The organism is Candidatus Thiopontia autotrophica, assembly GCF_982804495.1.
Genome location: NZ_CEYDPX010000008.1, coordinates 18,531 through 36,765, shown reverse-complemented (window position 1 = coordinate 36,765; position 18,235 = coordinate 18,531). Strand labels below are relative to the sequence as shown.

20 protein-coding genes and 1 tRNA gene are annotated in these 18,235 nt (G+C 48.0%); 13 read left to right on the top strand and 8 right to left on the bottom strand.

The genetic code is table 11. The features are described from left to right. Positions 1-13: 13 nt before the first annotated feature. Positions 14-214 carry a sulfur carrier protein ThiS gene (thiS, locus tag AC3ZFK_RS04030; protein WP_487506585.1) on the bottom strand — a complete coding sequence of 67 codons (201 nt, stop codon included), beginning with the start codon at positions 212-214 and terminating at the stop codon, positions 14-16. Between the two features lie 75 nt (positions 215-289). Between thiS and AC3ZFK_RS04025 the strand changes: the two genes are divergently transcribed. The 4 genes from AC3ZFK_RS04025 to AC3ZFK_RS04010 all read left to right on the top strand — a co-directional run bounded on the left by AC3ZFK_RS04025 (position 290) and on the right by AC3ZFK_RS04010 (position 3,228). Beyond that, complete coding sequence (locus tag AC3ZFK_RS04025; protein WP_487506586.1) at positions 290-1,246, top strand: diguanylate cyclase; 957 nt, start codon at positions 290-292, stop codon at positions 1,244-1,246. 88 nt (positions 1,247-1,334) lie between these two features. Continuing rightward, positions 1,335-1,410: transfer RNA gene (locus tag AC3ZFK_RS04020), tRNA-Phe, on the top strand. A gap of 101 nt (positions 1,411-1,511) precedes the next feature. Continuing rightward, positions 1,512-2,903 (top strand): cation:proton antiporter, encoded by a 1,392-nt coding sequence (locus AC3ZFK_RS04015; protein WP_487506587.1) that lies wholly within the window; start codon positions 1,512-1,514, stop codon positions 2,901-2,903. 109 nt (positions 2,904-3,012) lie between these two features. After that, a complete protein-coding gene (locus tag AC3ZFK_RS04010; RefSeq protein ID WP_487506588.1) occupies positions 3,013-3,228 on the top strand; it encodes a hypothetical protein in 216 nt (71 codons plus the stop codon). 81 nt (positions 3,229-3,309) lie between these two features. On the opposite strand, the gene cysQ is transcribed toward AC3ZFK_RS04010, so the two are convergent. Beyond that, the gene (cysQ, locus tag AC3ZFK_RS04005; protein WP_487506589.1) at positions 3,310-4,110 is read right to left on the bottom strand and encodes a 3'(2'),5'-bisphosphate nucleotidase CysQ; all 801 of its coding nucleotides are present in this window, start codon (positions 4,108-4,110) and stop codon (positions 3,310-3,312) included. Then, positions 4,110-4,655: an ADP compounds hydrolase NudE gene (nudE, locus tag AC3ZFK_RS04000; RefSeq protein WP_489433733.1), complete on the bottom strand. Its 546-nt coding sequence runs from the start codon at positions 4,653-4,655 to the stop codon at positions 4,110-4,112. The genes cysQ and nudE overlap by 1 nt, the downstream gene beginning before the upstream one ends. A gap of 20 nt (positions 4,656-4,675) precedes the next feature. Between nudE and yrfG the strand changes: the two genes are divergently transcribed. Then, positions 4,676-5,332, top strand: a complete 657-nt coding sequence (gene yrfG / locus AC3ZFK_RS03995) for a GMP/IMP nucleotidase (RefSeq protein ID WP_487506591.1) — start codon at positions 4,676-4,678, stop codon at positions 5,330-5,332. A gap of 5 nt (positions 5,333-5,337) precedes the next feature. On the opposite strand, the gene rhlB is transcribed toward yrfG, so the two are convergent. Continuing rightward, complete coding sequence (gene rhlB, locus AC3ZFK_RS03990; RefSeq protein ID WP_487506592.1) at positions 5,338-6,684, bottom strand: ATP-dependent RNA helicase RhlB; 1,347 nt, start codon at positions 6,682-6,684, stop codon at positions 5,338-5,340. A gap of 200 nt (positions 6,685-6,884) precedes the next feature. Between rhlB and trxA the strand changes: the two genes are divergently transcribed. The 7 genes from trxA (at position 6,885) to AC3ZFK_RS03955 (ending at position 12,147) form a co-directional block, all read left to right on the top strand. Next, positions 6,885-7,211 carry a thioredoxin TrxA gene (trxA, locus tag AC3ZFK_RS03985; RefSeq protein WP_487506593.1) on the top strand — a complete coding sequence of 109 codons (327 nt, stop codon included), beginning with the start codon at positions 6,885-6,887 and terminating at the stop codon, positions 7,209-7,211. A 152-nt stretch (positions 7,212-7,363) separates the two neighbouring features. After that, positions 7,364-8,620, top strand: a complete 1,257-nt coding sequence (gene rho / locus AC3ZFK_RS03980; protein WP_487506594.1) for a transcription termination factor Rho — start codon at positions 7,364-7,366, stop codon at positions 8,618-8,620. A 92-nt stretch (positions 8,621-8,712) separates the two neighbouring features. Next, entirely contained in the window at positions 8,713-8,919 is a 207-nt protein-coding gene (rpmE, locus tag AC3ZFK_RS03975) for a 50S ribosomal protein L31 (RefSeq protein WP_487506595.1), read from the top strand. 144 nt (positions 8,920-9,063) lie between these two features. Next, positions 9,064-10,128, top strand: coding sequence for a uroporphyrinogen decarboxylase (gene hemE, locus AC3ZFK_RS03970; RefSeq protein WP_487506596.1), 1,065 nt, complete (start codon positions 9,064-9,066; stop codon positions 10,126-10,128). A 147-nt stretch (positions 10,129-10,275) separates the two neighbouring features. Then, complete coding sequence (locus AC3ZFK_RS03965) at positions 10,276-10,632, top strand: ArsR/SmtB family transcription factor (RefSeq protein WP_487506597.1); 357 nt, start codon at positions 10,276-10,278, stop codon at positions 10,630-10,632. A gap of 104 nt (positions 10,633-10,736) precedes the next feature. Beyond that, entirely contained in the window at positions 10,737-11,948 is a 1,212-nt protein-coding gene (gene arsJ, locus AC3ZFK_RS03960; protein WP_487506598.1) for an organoarsenical effux MFS transporter ArsJ, read from the top strand. Between the two features lie 4 nt (positions 11,949-11,952). Beyond that, positions 11,953-12,147 (top strand): hypothetical protein, encoded by a 195-nt coding sequence (locus AC3ZFK_RS03955; RefSeq protein WP_487506599.1) that lies wholly within the window; start codon positions 11,953-11,955, stop codon positions 12,145-12,147. Between the two features lie 30 nt (positions 12,148-12,177). Here AC3ZFK_RS03955 and adk read toward each other — a convergent pair whose 3' ends face one another. The 4 genes from adk to AC3ZFK_RS03935 form a co-directional block, all read right to left on the bottom strand. Next, positions 12,178-12,813: an adenylate kinase gene (gene adk / locus AC3ZFK_RS03950; RefSeq protein WP_487506600.1), complete on the bottom strand. Its 636-nt coding sequence runs from the start codon at positions 12,811-12,813 to the stop codon at positions 12,178-12,180. 174 nt (positions 12,814-12,987) lie between these two features. Continuing rightward, positions 12,988-13,881 carry a fructosamine kinase family protein gene (locus tag AC3ZFK_RS03945; RefSeq protein ID WP_487506601.1) on the bottom strand — a complete coding sequence of 298 codons (894 nt, stop codon included), beginning with the start codon at positions 13,879-13,881 and terminating at the stop codon, positions 12,988-12,990. Between the two features lie 221 nt (positions 13,882-14,102). Beyond that, positions 14,103-15,038 carry a homoserine kinase gene (locus tag AC3ZFK_RS03940; protein WP_487506602.1) on the bottom strand — a complete coding sequence of 312 codons (936 nt, stop codon included), beginning with the start codon at positions 15,036-15,038 and terminating at the stop codon, positions 14,103-14,105. Continuing rightward, positions 15,038-15,361, bottom strand: a complete 324-nt coding sequence (locus AC3ZFK_RS03935) for a hypothetical protein (protein WP_487541381.1) — start codon at positions 15,359-15,361, stop codon at positions 15,038-15,040. The genes AC3ZFK_RS03940 and AC3ZFK_RS03935 overlap by 1 nt, the downstream gene beginning before the upstream one ends. Before the next feature lie 153 nt (positions 15,362-15,514). Here AC3ZFK_RS03935 and polA point away from each other — a divergent pair, with 153 nt between their 5' ends. After that, complete coding sequence (gene polA / locus AC3ZFK_RS03930; RefSeq protein WP_487506604.1) at positions 15,515-18,223, top strand: DNA polymerase I; 2,709 nt, start codon at positions 15,515-15,517, stop codon at positions 18,221-18,223. Positions 18,224-18,235: the final 12 nt, after the last annotated feature.

Here is an 18,235-nt window from a genome sequence, read left to right as displayed (position 1 = left end):
CTCTGTTTACTCTTTAACCACCACCAATAGCGTGGACGATCTCAACCTTGTCTCCATCATGTAGTAGATGTGTCTCGTAGCCGCTTCTGGAGACAATCTCCAGGTTGATCTCTATTGCAATTCGTCTTCCCGTTAGTTGCAGCTCCTCGATAAGGTCTGCGGCTGTAGATTTGTCTGGAAGGGTGCGGTTTTTACCGTTGAGAAGAATAACCATGGTGGGTCAGAGGTAGTTGTTTGAATCTGTTGTCAGCCGCGGATTGTCGTTCGATCTACCTGTGGTGTCAATGGAATGGTGGTTTTCTTGATTGACGACCTCTATAAAGAGGCAGACAATGCAGACTCGAGCTTCTTCTGGAGGGGCAAGATGAGCAGCATGAATATTGTAGATTCACTGAGAGCCAGCAGTGCACCTGTTATCTATTTCAAGGATATAAAGGGTAGGTTTGTGTGGGTAAACCAGGGGTGGATAAACCTTTTCCGGGTCAATTCAGAAGATATTCTTGAGAAACCCCATTTCGGCGCCTACAGCGAAGAGCTTGCTAGGGGTCATCGAAAAAACGAACAATTGACTGTTGAGCAGAACAGGGAGATGACCTTTGAGGAAGAGATTACTCTGACTGATGGGCGGCATTGCTATCTGACTACAGTTTTTCCCATGTATGACGACAGGGATAAGCTGGTTGGTGTTGGCTCCATTTCGGCAGATATTACAGAGTATCGAGAGGAGCTAGACAATCTTAAGAGCTCCCAGACAGACCTGCAGGAGCTGGTAATTCACGACAATATGACTGGCGCACTAAACCGCCAGGCACTGCAGGATAGAGCAACCCAAGAGATGATGAGATACCGCAGGTACCGTCACCCATTCTCTCTGATAATGTTTGATCTTGATTACTTCAAGGAGGTGAATGATCGGTACGGACATGCGGCTGGAGACAGACTGCTGATTCATTTGGTTGAGGTTGTAAGTAGTCTGTTGCGAGATACAGATAGTTTGTACAGAATGGGAGGGGAAGAGTTTGTAGTGCTGGCACCGGATACGGCAATTGACGGAGGTATGAGGTTGGCAGAGAGAGTTCGTTCAACAGTTGAATATACAGATTTTTCTCCGGTAGATGCCTTGACTATCAGTGCTGGTGTTTCTGCAATGGTTGAGGATGCAGATCTTGATGATCTGCTTAAACGGGCAGATGAGGCGTTATACAGAGCTAAAAATGAGGGCAGGAACAGAGTGATAGCAGAATGAATCCTCCAATCTCTTGACCAGAGCTCCGTGATGCGCTTCAATACGCATCCTTTCGCAGTCTCTGTTATTGAGAGCAGAACATGTTTTTGGCCGGATAGCTCAGTTGGTAGAGCAGAGGATTGAAAATCCTCGTGTCGGTGGTTCGATTCCACCTCCGGCCACCATATAAACAACGACTTATCGGTTATCCGGTAGGTCGTTTTCTTTTTTGGCAATCCAGGGTGTGGTAGCCGCCAAGTCTGATTGACGATATGATTAAAACGATATGGAATCTATCCACACCGATCCTGTAGCTCCAGTTCTTCTTGGGCTAACAGTTATTACGCTGTTGGCTCTGTTGGGGCGACATATTGCAAAACGTCTCAATCAGCCATCTGTGCTGGGTGAGCTTGCCTTTGGGATGTTGATTGGAAATATTGGTTACTGGATTGGAAGTGATCTGATCTCGGTTTTGCGTGAATCAGGCGCGGTATTCAATGCAATAAACCTCTCTCTTGATGCGGGTGTCACGCTTGAACAGGCTCTTAAGATCACCCTTGGAGATGAGCTGGCAGATGAGATGCTACCAATTCTCTCTAGCTCTCAGGGCGGTAAAATTACTGATGTAATCCAGATTATTGATAGTTTTTCCAGAATTGGCCTGCTCTTTCTGCTTTTTGCGGTTGGGCTGAACTCATCCACAATCGAGCTGCAAGCATCGGCAAAATCGGCATTTCGGGTTGCAATGATTGGGGTGATTGCACCGTTTGTTTTTGGTATTGGAGTAATGCAGTTGCTTGCGCCCCAGGCTCACTGGACCACTAATCTACTGGTTGCTATTGCGCTTTGTGCCACCAGCATTGGTATTTCTGCACGGGTTTTTCATGACCTCAACCAAGACAACACTGAGGTTGCACGTGTTGTCTTGAGTGCGGCAGTTATTGATGATGTGTTGGGGCTGGTTCTTATGGCAATTGGTATTGATGCGGTCTCTCGTGGCAGCCTGGATATGACAAGTATTGTCTACTCCATTATTCAGGCAGCAATGTTTTTGGCCTCTATATATCTGCTGGTCCCCAGGATAATTCGTGCTGTGATCAAGCATCTTCACCACCTTGATCTGTGGGAGGCAGAGCTGTTTATTGCGTTCCTGATGCTGACCAGCCTCTCCTGGTTGGCTGATTTTGTGGGCCTCTCTGCAATCGTAGGGGCCTTTGCCGCAGGGTTAATTCTGAGCAACCATGAATTCAATTACTGGATGAAAGAGTGCGATTTAGAGAATAGAGAGTGTAGGCTTGATCATGAGATTCGTGAACAGATACGCCCCTTTGAGGCTGTCTTCGCTCCAATTTTCTTTGTGTTGATGGGGATGCAGGTAAAGCTTGAGGTTTTTCTTGATCAGGAGATTGTTCTGCTTGCTTCGGCTCTGACTATTGTTGCGATTGTTGGCAAGATGATCAGCGGGCTTGGTGCAGAACGTCATCTATCAAGATCAGCTATTGGTGCGGGCATGGTTCCTCGAGGCGAGGTTGCACTTATCATGGCAGCGATAGGAAAAGGGCTTGGTGTTCTTGGCCCATCGCTCTTTTCTGCCGTGGTGATTATGACAGTTGTAACCACACTGGTAGGACCTGCTCTGTTGAAGTGGAGGTTGACGTCAGCTGACGTCAATACGTAGAAAGCCGAGCATCTTGTTGTATGGACGGGTGTTTTTGTTCCAGAATTTATGTAATGATTCGCTTATATTGGGTTTATAAGGGCTGCTTGTCAGCAGGATAAGATTAGTTATGGATCAGAAGAAGGTTGATCGAGCGTTGGAGATCGTTGGTCAGATGGGCTGCGAAAAGACGCGTGAAATCATTCGTCAGCTAGAGGCAGGAGAGGAGGTTCACCCCTGTGAAAATCTGTCGATTGATGAGTGTAAATCGATGCTGGAGGAGCTAAAAGAGGTCATGGCGGTCTACGGCGATGACTGCTGCCCAATCCCTGCTGTTCAGTCTTAGGGCAGCTCACGTCGTGACCCAATCAGATCTCCATCCCATCAAGCTTTTTCAGAGGCTCCTCAGGCTCACGGCCTGGTATCTCTAAAGGTAGCGTGACCAGTTGCGCGTTCCCTTTCCAAAAACAAAGAAGTGCGGGTTCAGCAGAGACTCCTTGGTGTTGTACCGCAGTGGATTCATTGCGGTATCGGTAATCTGTCCACCAGCCTCTTCAACAATGCACTGTGCTGCAGCGGTATCCCACTCTGATGTAGGCCCAAGACGAGGATAGAGGTCAGCTTTGCCTTCGGCAATCAGGCATGATTTGAGCGAGCTGCCCATGGGGAAGATGCGATGTGAGCCAATCTTGTCCAGGAAGTCGGTGATAACCTCGTTGTGATGAGATCGACTGCCTGCAACCACCAGTTGTTCTTCTGATGGAGAGCGAGCATGGATTTGTGATGGCGATTCGTCGGGAAGCTGTTTCCATGATCCTCCGTCACGCCATGCATAGTATAGAATCTTGTTAACAGGCACCTGAATTACTCCAATAATTGGGCGCTGGTTCTCAATAAGGGCTATGTTGACGGTAAACTCACCATTTTGTTTGATGAACTCTCTGGTGCCATCAAGGGGGTCGATCAACCAGTAACGTTGCCACTGTTTTCTCTCCTCAAACGGAATGGGATCTGACTCCTCGGAGAGAACAGGTATCTCGGGTGTAAGCTGTGCCAGCCCTTCGGTGATGATAGTGTGGGCAGCTAGATCGGCCTCGGTAAGTGGGGTGTCGTCCTTCTTGTCAGTGACCGAGAAGCCGGCATCGTAGATTTTCAAGATGCCCTCACCGGCACGCTGAGTCAGTGAGATCAGAGGGGCAATTAGTGGTTGTAGCTCAAGGGTATTCATTATTGCATCTCTCTAACCATAAACAGGGCAGCGATAGTGCGAGCCTCGGTCATCTCTTCTTGTTCGATTAATTTATTCAATTGGCTAAGTTTCCAGGGAATGACCTCTATCTCCTCCGGCTCATCTCCCGGCAGTCTCTTCTCGTATAGCTCTCTACCAACAACTATATGGGTAGTGTGGCCGAGGTAACCGGGCGCAATGGTAAGGGAGTCAATATGCTCCAACTTGTTGGCACCATAACCTACCTCCTCCATCATCTCTCGGTTGGCTGCTTCCAGAATGGATTCACCCACATCTATTTTCCCCTTTGGAAGGGCTAGCTCGTAACGGCCTACCCCAACGGCATACTCTCGAATCATCAGCACGGTATCCTCATCCACCATTGGTACTATAAGAACTGCTCCACGAGACGAGCTCTTCAATCTCTCCCACTGTGCCTCTACTCCGTTGGAGAATCTAAGATCAACCGACTCTATAGTGAAGAGGCGGCTTTTTGCACAGATCTTGGTATTCAGAATCTCTGGAGGGGTTCGATTTTTAGACATATGGAGTATCCTACCCCACTATGGTTGATTGGTCACAAATCGAAACAGTTCTTCTGGATATGGACGGAACCCTGCTGGATCTCCATTTTGATAATTATTTCTGGCTGGAGCATGTTCCCATGCGCTATGGAGAGAAAAAGAATCTTTCACTGCATGAGGCAAAGCAGGAGGTTTACCAGCGCTGTCAGGCGATTGAAGGGACGCTGGAGTGGTACTGCGTAGACCACTGGAGCAGAGAGCTGGACCTTGATATTCTCCAGCTCAAGGAGGAGGTCCACCATCTGATTGCAGAGCATCCACATGTACGTGATTTTCTTGATGCAGTACGTGATTCAGGGCGGCGTGCAGTATTGGTGACCAATGCTCATGGCAAAAGTCTTGATCTGAAGATGCGTAAAACTGAACTCGGTCCATATCTTGATGAGATCATCTGTGCGCATGATCTTGGTCTGCCAAAGGAGCACCCGGAGTTTTGGGAGCGTCTACAGGAGCATGAACAATTTGACCCGCAACAGACGCTATTGATAGATGATAGCCTCAGTGTGTTGCGCTCGGCGCAGCAGTACGGAATTTGCCACCTGTTGGCAGTTTACCAGCCGGACACAAAAAATCCTCCAAAGAGTGTGGAGGATTTTGATGCAATTAACGGGTTTCGTGAGTTAATACCAGTCAGGTAACAACTCTAGCGGTTCCGGGGGCGTCTACGTTGCCCGTTTCTATGTCCTGAGTGAGATTTGCCATGATACCCATTGTTGGAAGAGCGATTCCCCGCTTTTCCCCCTCGATTTCTTGATGGACGTTTGACAGGTGGCTTCAGTTCAGCCAGCATGTTGCTGGTAATTGCTCCGACTGGAATCTTGTGGTCGATATAGTCTTCGATATCAGGCAGTGAAAAGGAGTATTTTTCACAGGCAAAACTGATGGCATCTCCACTGGCACCGGCACGGGCAGTTCTGCCAATACGGTGAACATAGTCCTCACGATCCTGCGACAGATCGTAGTTAAAGACATGACTGACTTCTGGGATATGCAGGCCTCGTGCAGCAACGTCTGTAGCAACCAGTACGGGAACCTCTCCCTTCTGAAATTTCTCTAATAGCTGTTGGCGTTTTTTCTGTGGCACATCGCCAGAGAGTACAGCAGCAGGAAAGTCATTGCCTTCGAGGAAGCTCCATACCTTGTCAGCCTCAAATTTGGTGTTAACGAAGACAATACTACGGTGCGGAGCCATATCCTTCATCAAACCAATCAGCAGGGGTATCTTCTCGTTGTTGGCCGGGTAGTAGACTACCTCGTTCACATTGGAGGCGGTAACCTGTTCAGGCTCTATTTTGATCTGTTCAGGGCTGTTCATATGGTCGTATGCCAGTTCCATGACACGGAATGATAGAGTGGCCGAGAAGAGCATGCTCTGACGTTTTTCCGGTTTAGGGGCGCGGTTCATAAGAAAACGAATGTCCTTGATAAAACCAAGATCAAACATGCGATCAGCTTCGTCCATAACTACAACCTCGGCCGCCTTGAGGTCAAAAACATGCTGCTTGAAGTAGTCGATTATGCGTCCTGGTGTACCAATCAGGATATCTACACCGTTCTCGATAACCTTGCGCTGCTGCTCATAACCCGTGCCGCCATAAGCGAGCCCAAGTTTGAGTTCGGTAAATTTACCGAGCTGTTCCGCATCATTGTGAATCTGGATTGCCAGTTCGCGTGTAGGAGCAAGAATAAGAGCCCGTGGTTGATTTACGTTTTTCCAGTGTGGAGGGTGTTTTCTTAATAGACGATCCATGATTGCCAATAGAAAGGCTGCAGTTTTTCCTGTCCCGGTTTGGGCCTGACCAGCAATATCTTTTCCCTCCAGAGCCAGAGGCAATGTACCTGCCTGAATTGGAGTGCAGTATTCAAAGCCAAGGGCATCCACACCCTTGACAAGCTCGGGAGAGAGCTTTAGAGATGAGAATAGGGTATCTGAAAGATGCGATCTGTTGTCGTCTTTAGGATTATCATTTGTTTTGTTCTGTGAGTTCATGGGTGCGGAGAATAGCAGAAACTGTAATGGAACCCTGAAGAATGTGAAAATTAAGGCTTGCATTGTCTGGGGGATTGAGCTGAAATAGAGGAAATTAAATCTGCTATTAGGTGGCAGAAGATCCAAAACATTCAGTTACAGGGCTCATCGTCCGCGATGCCAGTCCCAAAAAAATCCCTTCTTAAAGGAGCAAGCAAACAATGAGTGACGATATTGTCCATATTACCGACGACAGCTTTGATGATGAGGTGCTGGCTGCAGAGCTTCCAGTGCTGGTAGATTTCTGGGCAGAGTGGTGTGGTCCATGCAAGATGATTGGTCCGGTACTTGAAGAGATTGCGGGTGAGTATGCAGGGCGAGTCAAGGTAACAAAGCTTAATATTGATGAGAACCCAAATACCCCACCAAAGTTCGGTATTCGTGGAATTCCAACTCTGATGCTCTATAAGGGCGGTGCCGTTGAGGCAACCAAGGTAGGGGCAGTTAACAAATCACAACTTTCTGCATTTATTGAGGAAAATATTTAGATATTTTTTGTCACGGCCTGTCTCTTTCAGGCCGTGACCAGTTTTACCATACATAATCCGGCTGTTTTGCCTCGCTTCGAGGTTATCTGGTACAGCCAAACAATCTTAATTCAAACTTTCACAACCAATCCTATATAGGAAAATCAATCATAATGAATTTAGCAGAACTTAAGCTCAAGACTGTTCCAGAGCTTCATGAAATCGCTCAGGCAAGCGAGATCAATGTCCAAAATCGTCAGAGAAAACAGGATCTGGTGTTCACCATCCTGAAGGGGCTGGCGAAGCGCGGGGATAGCATTGAGGCTGGCGGTGTACTTGAGGTTTTGCAGGATGGTTTTGGTTTTCTGCGTTCCAGTGATGGCTCTTATCTGGCGGGACCAGATGATGTGTATGTGTCACCCAATCAGATCCGTCGTTTTGGGATGCGTACGGGAGACACAGTTACAGGTACGGTCAGGGCTCCGAAGAAGGGAGAACGTTATTTTGCGCTCCAGAGAGTAGACAATATCAATGGTGAATCACCTGAAAAGGGCAAAAACAAGACCCTGTTCGAAAATTTGACACCACTGCATGCCAATGACCGTCTTACTATGGAGCGTGGTAACGGTAGTACAGAGGATCTGACAGCAAGATTGATAGATCTAGCCTCCCCAATCGGCAAGGGGCAGCGTGGATTGATTGTATCTCCTCCAAAGGCTGGTAAGACGGTAATTATTCAGAATATTGCCAAGGCGATTGAGTACAACCATCCTGAAGTGCAGCTGATTGTACTTCTAATTGACGAGCGTCCGGAGGAGGTTACCGAGATGCAGCGCTCTGTAAAGGGCGAGGTTGTCTCCAGTACATTTGACGAGCCGGCATCTCGTCATGTACAGGTTGCAGAGATGGTCATCGAAAAAGCAAAACGGATGGTCGAACACAAGAAGGATGTGGTTATTTTGCTTGATTCCATTACCCGTCTGGCCCGTGCCTACAATACAGTTGCCCCCTCGTCAGGAAAGGTGTTGACTGGTGGTGTTGATGCCAATGCGTTGCATCGCCCAAAAAGGTTCTTTGGTGCGGCACGTAATGTGGAGGAGGGCGGAAGTCTGACCATTATTGCAACAGCACTGGTTGAGACTGGGTCTAGAATGGATGATGTTATTTATGAAGAGTTCAAGGGTACCGGCAACATGGAGCTCCATCTGGATCGCCGTATTGCTGAGAAGCGTGTATTCCCGGCTATCAATATCAACCGTTCTGGCACTCGTCGTGAGGAGTTGTTGACCAATCCTGATGAGATACAGAAGATCTGGTTGTTGCGCAAAGTGTTGCATCCAATGGACGAGCTGGCAGCAATGGAATTTGTGCTTGAACGCCTGCGTGCTACCAAGAGCAATGCTGACTTCTTCGATGCAATGAAGCGATAGTTGTTGTCAAAACACCTGTTTTAGGTATAATTCGCGTCCGGATTTGGCCCCTTGAGGCCAATAGAATGAATTTGAATAGTTGAGATAATGTGATGAAGAGCGGAATTCACCCAGAGTACACTGAAGTAGACATAACCTGTAGTTGCGGTCATGCATTTACAACCAAGTCCACCATGGCGGACGATACTTTGCATATCGACGTATGTTCTCAGTGCCACCCTTTCTTTACCGGAAAGCAAAAGATTGTGGATACAGCTGGTCGTGTTGACAAATTCCGTCAGAAATACGGAGAGATGTAACTCGTCTGTCGAAACAGATTTTGAAAAAGGGCATCTCTTCGGGATGCCCTTTTTTTATGTTCTATCTTCATTCAATGTGTGCAAAGTAGAGTAAAATCGCCATCAAAACAGAGGAAGAGAAAAGTAGTAGTTTAAGGAGGATATATGTCAGAACTAAAAAATGATCGTTTTCTTCGTGCATTGATGCATGAGCCTGTAGATGTTACCCCAGTTTGGATGATGCGCCAGGCAGGACGTTATCTGCCTGAGTACAAGGCAACTCGTGCCCAGGCCGGCAGTTTTATGGATCTGTGCAAGAATCCCGAATTGGCCTGTGAGGTTACCATTCAGCCGCTGGAACGTTTCCCTCTGGATGCTGCTATTCTCTTTTCTGATATCCTTACAGTGCCTGATGCAATGGGTCTTGGGCTCTACTTTGCCGAGGGTGAGGGGCCGAATTTTGAGCGTCCTGTTCGTACCGCAGCTGATGTGGACAAACTGTTTATGCCAGACCCTGAGGGTGAACTAAAGTATGTGATGGATGCGGTTCGCACTATTCGCAGAGAGCTGGATGGACGGGTACCTCTGATTGGTTTTGCTGGTAGCCCATGGACTCTGGCAACCTATATGGTGGAGGGAAAGTCTAGCAAGGAGTACGCCATCACCAAGGCGATGATGTACTCCGACCCAGCCATGTTGCACAAAATTCTTGATGTAACTGCCAAGTCAGTGACAGCTTATCTAAATGCCCAGATTGCTGCTGGTGCGCAAGCAGTAATGGTCTTCGATAGCTGGGGTGGCGCACTGTCACACGATGCCTATAAAGAGTTTTCGCTGCAGTATATGCAACAGATTGTAGACGGCCTAACTCGCGAAAACGATGGGCGCAAGGTTCCAGTTATTCTCTTTACCAAGGGTGGCGGGCTCTGGCTTGACTCAATGGCAGATACCGGATGTGATGGATTGGGTCTGGATTGGACAGTCGATATTGGCAATGCTCGTGCCCAGGTTGGTGATCGTGTGGCTCTGCAGGGAAATATGGATCCATCCGTACTCTACGGCACACCAGAACGTATTCGTGAAGAGGTGGCTACGATACTTGGTAGATACGGTAGTGGCTCGGGCCATGTATTTAATCTTGGTCACGGCATTCATCAGCACGTAGATCCTGAAAATGCTGGAGTCTTTGTGGATGCTGTTCATGAGTTGAGCGCGCAATACCACAGCTGATTTTGTCAATTTGACCGCAGAATACGTATTTCTACGTATATAGGTCTGCCCGCTGTTAATGGTACGATACCCTCACCCCACCACTGGAGGAGAGCTTAAAAACTTTGGTGGAGAGGGGTACCAAACAGATGAGGGGGGAGTGTTATTTTGCAAGACGTATCAAATCTTCAGGCACAGCAGAAATGCGATGTGTTTGACAACAAGGACGAGTTAACCCAAACGGCATCTACGCTACAGGCACTGAGTCACCCTATGAGGCTGAAAATTCTATGTCTTCTTGGGGATGAGGAGATGATTGTCAATGATATTCTGGGACATGTTGGATCAACTCAGAGCAATGTCTCACAACATGTTGAGGTTCTCAGAAAGGCAGGAATTGTGAAATCCAGAAGAGTTCACAACAAGATATATTGCTCAGTCAAAACCGATGAGATGATGCCTCTTATTGCTCAGATCAAGAAGATATTCTGTACAGAGAAAGAGAGCAGTCTGATCTTCACGTAAAGGTTATTTGGGAGAAGGGTGAGCCGGTATCTTGTTAAGTCAGGATGCCGGTTTTTATTTGGGTGTTCCTCATGTGGAGAGGAGCTTATAAATAGTCGCGCATCATGCAACAGTCTATTCGTCATTACCTGGTTGTAACGGGGGGCTACTGGGCCTTCACCGTTACCGACGGCGCCATCCGCATGCTGGTAGTGCTGTATTTCCACCTGCTGGGTTATTCGCCGTTCGAAGTGGCGATGCTGTTTCTCTTCTACGAGTTTTTCGGCATGGTCACCAACCTGGTCGGCGGTTGGCTCGGGGCGCGCATCGGTCTTAACCTGACAATGAACATCGGGATGGGGATGCAGGTGGTAGCGCTGGCGATGCTTACCGTGCCGGATGCCTGGTTATCGGTGGTCTATGTGATGGCGGCACAGGCCTTGTCCGGCATTGCCAAGGACCTGAACAAGATGTCTGCCAAGGCCTCGGTAAAACTTATTGCCGGTGATGGTGGTGAGTCAAAGCTGTTTAAATGGGTGGCCGTTCTGACCGGTTCTAAAAACGCGCTCAAGGGCGGTGGTTTTTTCGTGGGTGCTGCATTGCTTGAATGGATCGGCTTTCGCGGTGCTTTGATTGTGTTGGCATGCATGCTGTTTGTCGTGCTGATCATTACGGCGGTCATGCTGCCTTCGGGTGTTGGCAAGATGACGTCCAAACCGAAGTTTACCCAGGTGTTTTCCAAAGTGCCCGCGATCAATTGGCTGTCGGCAGCGCGTTTTTTCCTGTTTGGTTCACGCGATGTGTGGTTTGTCGTGGCCTTGCCGGTGTTTCTGGTGGAAGTGGCTGGCTGGTCAGTGACCGGCGTGGGTACTTTTATGGCAGCCTGGGTCATCGGTTATGGGTTTGTACAGGCGTCAGCACCAAAACTACTGCGGCGTAGTCATCATGGACAGGGGCCTGGTGGAGGAACTGCAAGATTCTTGGCTTTTGTGCTGGCGGTATTTCCAGCCGGTATTGTCATTGCAATGCAGCGGGGCTGGCCAATTGAAACTGTGCTGGTCACAGGGTTGATTCTGTTCGGTATTGTCTTTGCGATCAATTCGGCGGTGCACTCCTACCTGATTTTGGCCTATTCCGATCATGACCAGGTGTCGATGAACGTCGGATTTTACTACATGGCCAATGCCGGTGGCCGTCTGGCGGGCACGGTCTTATCCGGGTTGATCTACCAGACGTATGGACTGGAGGGCTGTCTGTGGCTGTCATCGGGTTTCGTGTTGGCTGCTGCCATGCTTTCCTTTGCGCTTCCTTCTGTCCAATCTACTGCCGGAGAATAAACCATTGTTTGAGCAACTGGCCAGTTTGCTCGTTTATCAGGGGTTGGCCTTGTCACCAGCAAGCCACTGGGGTGCTGTACTACATTTCTTCGTAATGGACGTCGCCAAGATCTGCGTCCTGTTGCTCGTGATCTATGTCATCGGTTTTGTCAAAGCCGGCATCGCCTGTAATCACATCAACAAAAAAGCCGCTCATTGAGCGGCTTTTTTGTTTTCAGGAAGATGTTGTTTATCCGCCTAGTCCATCAAAGATCTGGTTCTTAATCTCATCAACACTGCCAACACCGTTAACCTTAATGTAGTTGCAGTCTTCGTTGTTGTAGAAGCTGATCAGAGGCTCCGTCTGTTCATGGTAGATGTTGAGACGAGCCTTTACGGTCTCTTCCTGATCATCCTCTCGCTGGATCAGATCCTCACCAGTTACATCATCCTTGCCTTCATCTTTGGGTGGATTGAAAACAACGTGGTAGGTGCGGCCAGAGGCAAGATGGACGCGACGACCTGACATACGCTTGATGATCTCCTCATCAGGAACATCGATCTCAACAACGGCATCAATCGGAACACCAGCCTCTTTCAGGGCTTCAGCCTGTGGGATTGTGCGAGGGAAACCATCAAACAGGTAACCGTTTGCGCAGTCATCATCGGTGATACGCTCTTTTACCATACCCATGATGATGTCATCAGAGACCAGGCCACCCTCGTCCATGATCTTTTTGGCAGCAACACCAAGCTCAGTGCCAGCCTTTACGTGGGCACGAAGCATGTCACCGGTAGAGATCTGTGGAATATTGTATTTGTCTTTGATGTAGTTAGCCTGTGTACCTTTACCGGCACCTGGGCCACCTAGAAGAATAATGCGCATTTTGTTTGACTCCTTGTCAATCCTGGAACCGAACAGGGCATCATTGCAATGATTTGATCTGTTCCGATTCTCAAATAAAAAAACAGGGTCTTGTGATTTTCACAAGAGCTGGTTAATTATCGGATTAATAAGGGGTTGATTGCCAGTTGAGGTTTTCAATGGGCGGATAAGAAATTACTGATATCGGTTTTGTAAAATCCTCTCCATCAGGTTCTCTGCCTGTCGACCATACCCCCCTCCAAACAGGTTGAAGTGGTTGAGTATGTGATAGAGATTGTAGAGATCTTTTCTCGATGTGTACCCTGGGCTTAGAGTCCAGCTCTCATTATAGGCATTGTAGAAGCGGTTGGAGAAGCCACCAAACAGCTCTGTCATTGCCAGGTCGGTTTCGCGATCACCATAGTAGAGTGCAGGGTCATAGATAATTGGATCCCCGATTTTTGTGGTTGACCAGTTTCCTCCCCAGAGGTCTCCATGTAGCAGAGATGGGATGGTATTGTGATCCACAAGAATCGACTCTATCTGTGCAAGTAGCTGTCTACCATTTTCAATAATAGAGGGGGCAGCGCCTTGTTGTGCGGCCCACTGGAGCTGAGGAGCAATACGGTGATCTTTCCAAAATTTCCCCCAGGATGACTCCTGTCGGTTGATCTGTTTTGTTGAGCCTATGGTGTTGTTACGATCCCAGCCAAACTTTGGTTTTGTAACCTTGTGCATCTCCGCCAAGCCATGTCCCAGAACCTCTTCGGATGTTTCTGAGGCTCCCGCCATCTCAATAAAATCCATTACCAGAAAGGCACTGTCTCCAGCACTTCCTGCAAGTATTGGTAATGGGGTTAGTAGTGTATTGCTGCTTTTTATCTCTTCCAGCGCAGCAAACTCTGCCAGAAACATGTCAAGCAGCTCTGCCCTGTTTGCTTTTACAAAAAACTGTTCTGAGGTGGAGGTTTCCAGAATAAATGTCTGGTTGATATCACCTCCAGATATTGATTCGTGAGATCTGTATTCCATTACAGTTCGCAGGTGTTCTGCAAGCTGAGTGGTAACTATCTTCAGTAACTCACTCATTATTCATAGCGTTATTCACAATATCAACAGCTTGGCGAGCCAAGAAAAAACTGATGGCGCCATAAGTTCTATATCTATTAGAAAAGCAGAATAATATGTAATTCATTGTTATCTATCGAATTATTTTTTGTCCGATATATCAGGAAGCTACGACATGCTTTCTCTGTTCAACTACAGGAATTCGTTGAATCTATTCTATACACAAAGTTATCCACAGGCTGTCAGAGTGATAGAGGATTATCTCTATGCCATACCATGATCTGCCGAAATGCGTCTGGATCTTTGGTATGAGTCATCTCTCCTGGGCGCGGAAAGTGCAGGTCTTGTAGCCTGGAGAGCCAGAAACGTAGTGCTGCTGCACGCAACATTGTTGGCCAGAGTTGGTATTCTTCTTCAGTAACAGGGCGTTGTTCGCGATAGTGCGTTAAAAATGAGCTATATCTGGCGCTGTTGATAGATCCATCATGACCTGTACACCAGTCATTAACGGTTATTGCGACATCGTAGAGCAGGGCATCATTACATGCATAATAGAAGTCGATGATGCCTGTTAGTTGTTCACCAACAAAAAGGGCATTATCTCTGAACAGGTCAGCATGGATTATGCCCTGTGGGAGCTCGCCGCGTTTTGAGACTGATTGAAACTGTAGCTCCTCTTCAAGCAGCTGTTTATCATCACTCCCCATTTTTTCTGCAATTATCTGAATCGTCTCCCGACACCAGCGGATGCCGCGAGGGTTCTCTCGGTGTCCACTAAAGTTGTGAGCCATGGAGTGCATTCGCCCCAGGGCCTTGCCAAGTGCAGCACATTGTTCCTGATTCGGATAATCCACGCTACGACCATTAAGACGCTGAACAAGGGCAGCTGGTTTGCCAAGAAACTTGCGAAGATATTCTCCGCTCTTGTCAGCAATTGGGTGTGCGCTAGGCACCTTGTGTTCAGCCAGAAAGGCCATAATGTCGAGAAAATATGGTAGCTCTTCCCACTCCAACTGTTCAAAGATGGTTAGAACAAATTCACCATCTGTAGTGGATACAAAATAGTTGGTGTTCTCGATTCCGGCCTGAATGCCCTCATATGAGATTAGCTCTCCTACACTGTACTGCCCCATTAGTTCGACAAGCTCATCCTGTGAGACAGTTGTATAGACAGACATTAGCGATTGTCCGAGTTATTATCTGTTGATGATTCCCAGCGAAATAGCTCCCATCGTGGGGCCTGGAGAGATGGAGATGTATCATCCTGTTTAAATTCCAGGTAGGCAGCCTCATTTGGGTCGCTTAGAAAGTAAGAGTGTTTGCCCGTTGGTGTTGCGGGTTTAGCATCTCTCTTTAATTCATCTTCCAGCGAGATTGATTTCGGTAAATCAGGCGGGGTGATGGTGATCATGGCGGGAGGGGTAGTAGAGACTGGATTCGGGTCTGCATGGATAAGCGGAAACTGGATAAGCAGAAACAGGCTGAAAAATAGTCGGGCCATGGTTGATCTTTGAATATTCACGTTGTTTATTTCGGTTCATGCTGTTGGCATGAAAAGGGCAGCCCATATGACTTATTCAACGGGCTCTTTATTGGTATGATGATACGACAAATTGACTCAGAGTTCCTGTAGTAACTTATATTTACAACCCTTATGACACAATCTCCGCAACTGATCCTGGTGGACGGATCATCTTATCTATACAGAGCTTTTCATGCACTGCCACCTCTTGCCAACTCCAAAGGCCAGCCAACCGGTGCTGTCTACGGTGTAATCAATATGTTGAGAAGTTTGTTGGATGAATATCGGCCACAACAGGTTGCAGTTGTATTTGATGCCAAAGGGAAGACTTTTCGTAATGATCTCTATCCACAATACAAGGCAAACAGGCCACCTATGCCGGATGATCTTAGCAGCCAGATTGCCCCACTGCATGCAATCATAGAGGCGCTGGGGCTTCCGTTGATAGTGCACGAAGGGGTGGAGGCTGATGATGTTATTGGGACACTGTCACGGCAGGCTGAGGCTGACAATGTCCCAGTACTGATATCGACCGGAGACAAGGATATGGCTCAGTTGGTTGGACCCGATGTCACCCTGATAAACACCATGACTCACACATTGATGGGGTCAGATGGTGTGGTAGAGAAGTTTGGGGTGCGGCCGGATCAGATAATTGATTATCTGACCCTGGTTGGTGATACCTCGGACAACGTACCAGGGGTATCAAAGGTTGGACCCAAGACAGCGGTGAAGTGGCTTGAGCAGTTTGGTTCTCTGGATGAGATTATTGCCAGGGCTGATGAGGTTGGTGGCAAGGCCGGGGAAAATTTACGCGCTGCTCTTGAGCAACTCCCACTCTCACGTGAATTGGTAACAATTCGTTGTGATATTGATCTGGGGGCCACATATTCTGATCTGGTACCACAAGATCCTGATGAGCATCTGCTACATCAGCTCTACAGCGAAATGGAGTTCAAGCGATGGCTTGCGGATCTCTCGGATAGCAGTGAAAGTCTGCAGGGTGAATCGGCAGATCAGAATTCACAAGCAACCACAGATCTTCTGGTTGATACCATTTTTACCGAGCAACAGTTGGAAGAGTGGATGCAGCGGCTAAAACAGTCAGAGCTTTTTGCAATTGATACAGAGACGACAAGCCTCCGTTCCATGGAGGCAGAGCTTGTAGGGGTGTCGTTTGCAGTTGAGCCCGGACATGCCGCTTATCTTCCCCTGGCACACCATGACCTTGAGTCACCACAACAGTTGAATCGGGAGATAGTTCTGGAGCAGTTGCGCCCTCTCCTGGAGGATCCATCACAGCTCAAGGTTGGGCAAAATCTGAAATATGACGCCACCCTGTTTTTCAACCATGGAGTTCAGTTACGTGGAATTGCCTTCGATACCATGCTCGAGTCATATGTAATTGACAGCAGTGCAACACGCCATGATATGGACTCTCTGGCACTAAAATATCTTGGCCACAAGACAATCTCTTATGAGGAGGTGGCAGGGAAAGGCAAAAAACAGCTCCGATTTGATGATGTTCCTGTCGCGCAGGCGGCCCCATATGCAGCAGAGGATGCAGAAGTGACGCTACGTCTCCATCAGGAGCTATGGCCAAGACTGGAGGGTGAGCAGGAGAGGCTTTTCAGAGAGGTTGAGATGCCTCTGCTGGAGGTGTTATCCAGAGTTGAGCGTAATGGTGTGGCCATTGATGTAGCAATGTTGCAGCGGCAGAGTCAGGAGCTGGCAAAAAGCATACTGGAGATTGAGCAGGAAGCCTTTATTGAGTCTGGTGATGAATTTAACCTCTCCTCACCCAAGCAGATTCAGGCGATTCTTTATGAAAAGCAGGGGTTACCAATATTAAAGAAAACCCCAAAGGGACAGCCCTCTACTGCTGAGGCAGTGCTACAGGAGTTGGCGCAGGACTATCGACTGCCCCAGTTGATTCTGCAGCATCGCAGCATGAGCAAGCTGAAATCAACATATACAGACAAGCTGCCGCAACAGATAAACTCAAGAACCGGAAGAGTTCATACCTCATACCATCAGGCGGTAGCTGTGACAGGAAGGCTATCATCATCTGATCCAAATCTGCAGAACATCCCGATCAGAACCAAAGAGGGAAGACGAATTCGTCAAGCCTTTGTTGCAGGTGAGGGCTATGTGCTGGTGGCAGCTGACTACTCTCAGATTGAACTGCGCATTATGGCCCATCTGTCTGGAGACACGGGGTTGTTGGAGGCGTTTCGTGAAGGGAAGGATATTCATCAAGCTACCGCCTCGGAGGTTTTTGCGGTTGATCCACAACAGGTAACAGCAGATCAGCGTCGTAGCGCAAAAGCTATTAATTTTGGATTAATCTACGGCATGTCGGCATTTGGTCTGGCAAGGCAGCTGGGTATTAGTCGTGGTGCAGCACAAAGTTACATCGATCTCTATTTTGATCGTTATCCAGGAGTAAGGCAGTATATGGATGAGACCCAGGAGAAGGCGCGTGACCAGGGTTATGTGGAGACCTTGTTTGGGCGCAGGCTCTATCTTCCTGATATTACCTCTAAAAATGGTCAGCGCAGACAGTATGCAGAGAGAACAGCAATCAATGCCCCAATGCAGGGGACAGCTGCAGACATTATTAAGCGTGCAATGATTGCTGTTGATGGTGCGCTATTAGAGGATAATCCCACTGCACAAATGATTATGCAGGTTCACGATGAGCTGGTATTTGAGGTAGAGAGCGACAAGCGTGATTTGCTAATCTCTATGGTGCGAAAGAAGATGGAGACAGCAGCAGTTCTGGATGTGCCGCTGATAGTTGATATTGGTAGCGGACCAAACTGGGATGATGCACACTAAGTTTTCTCTGAT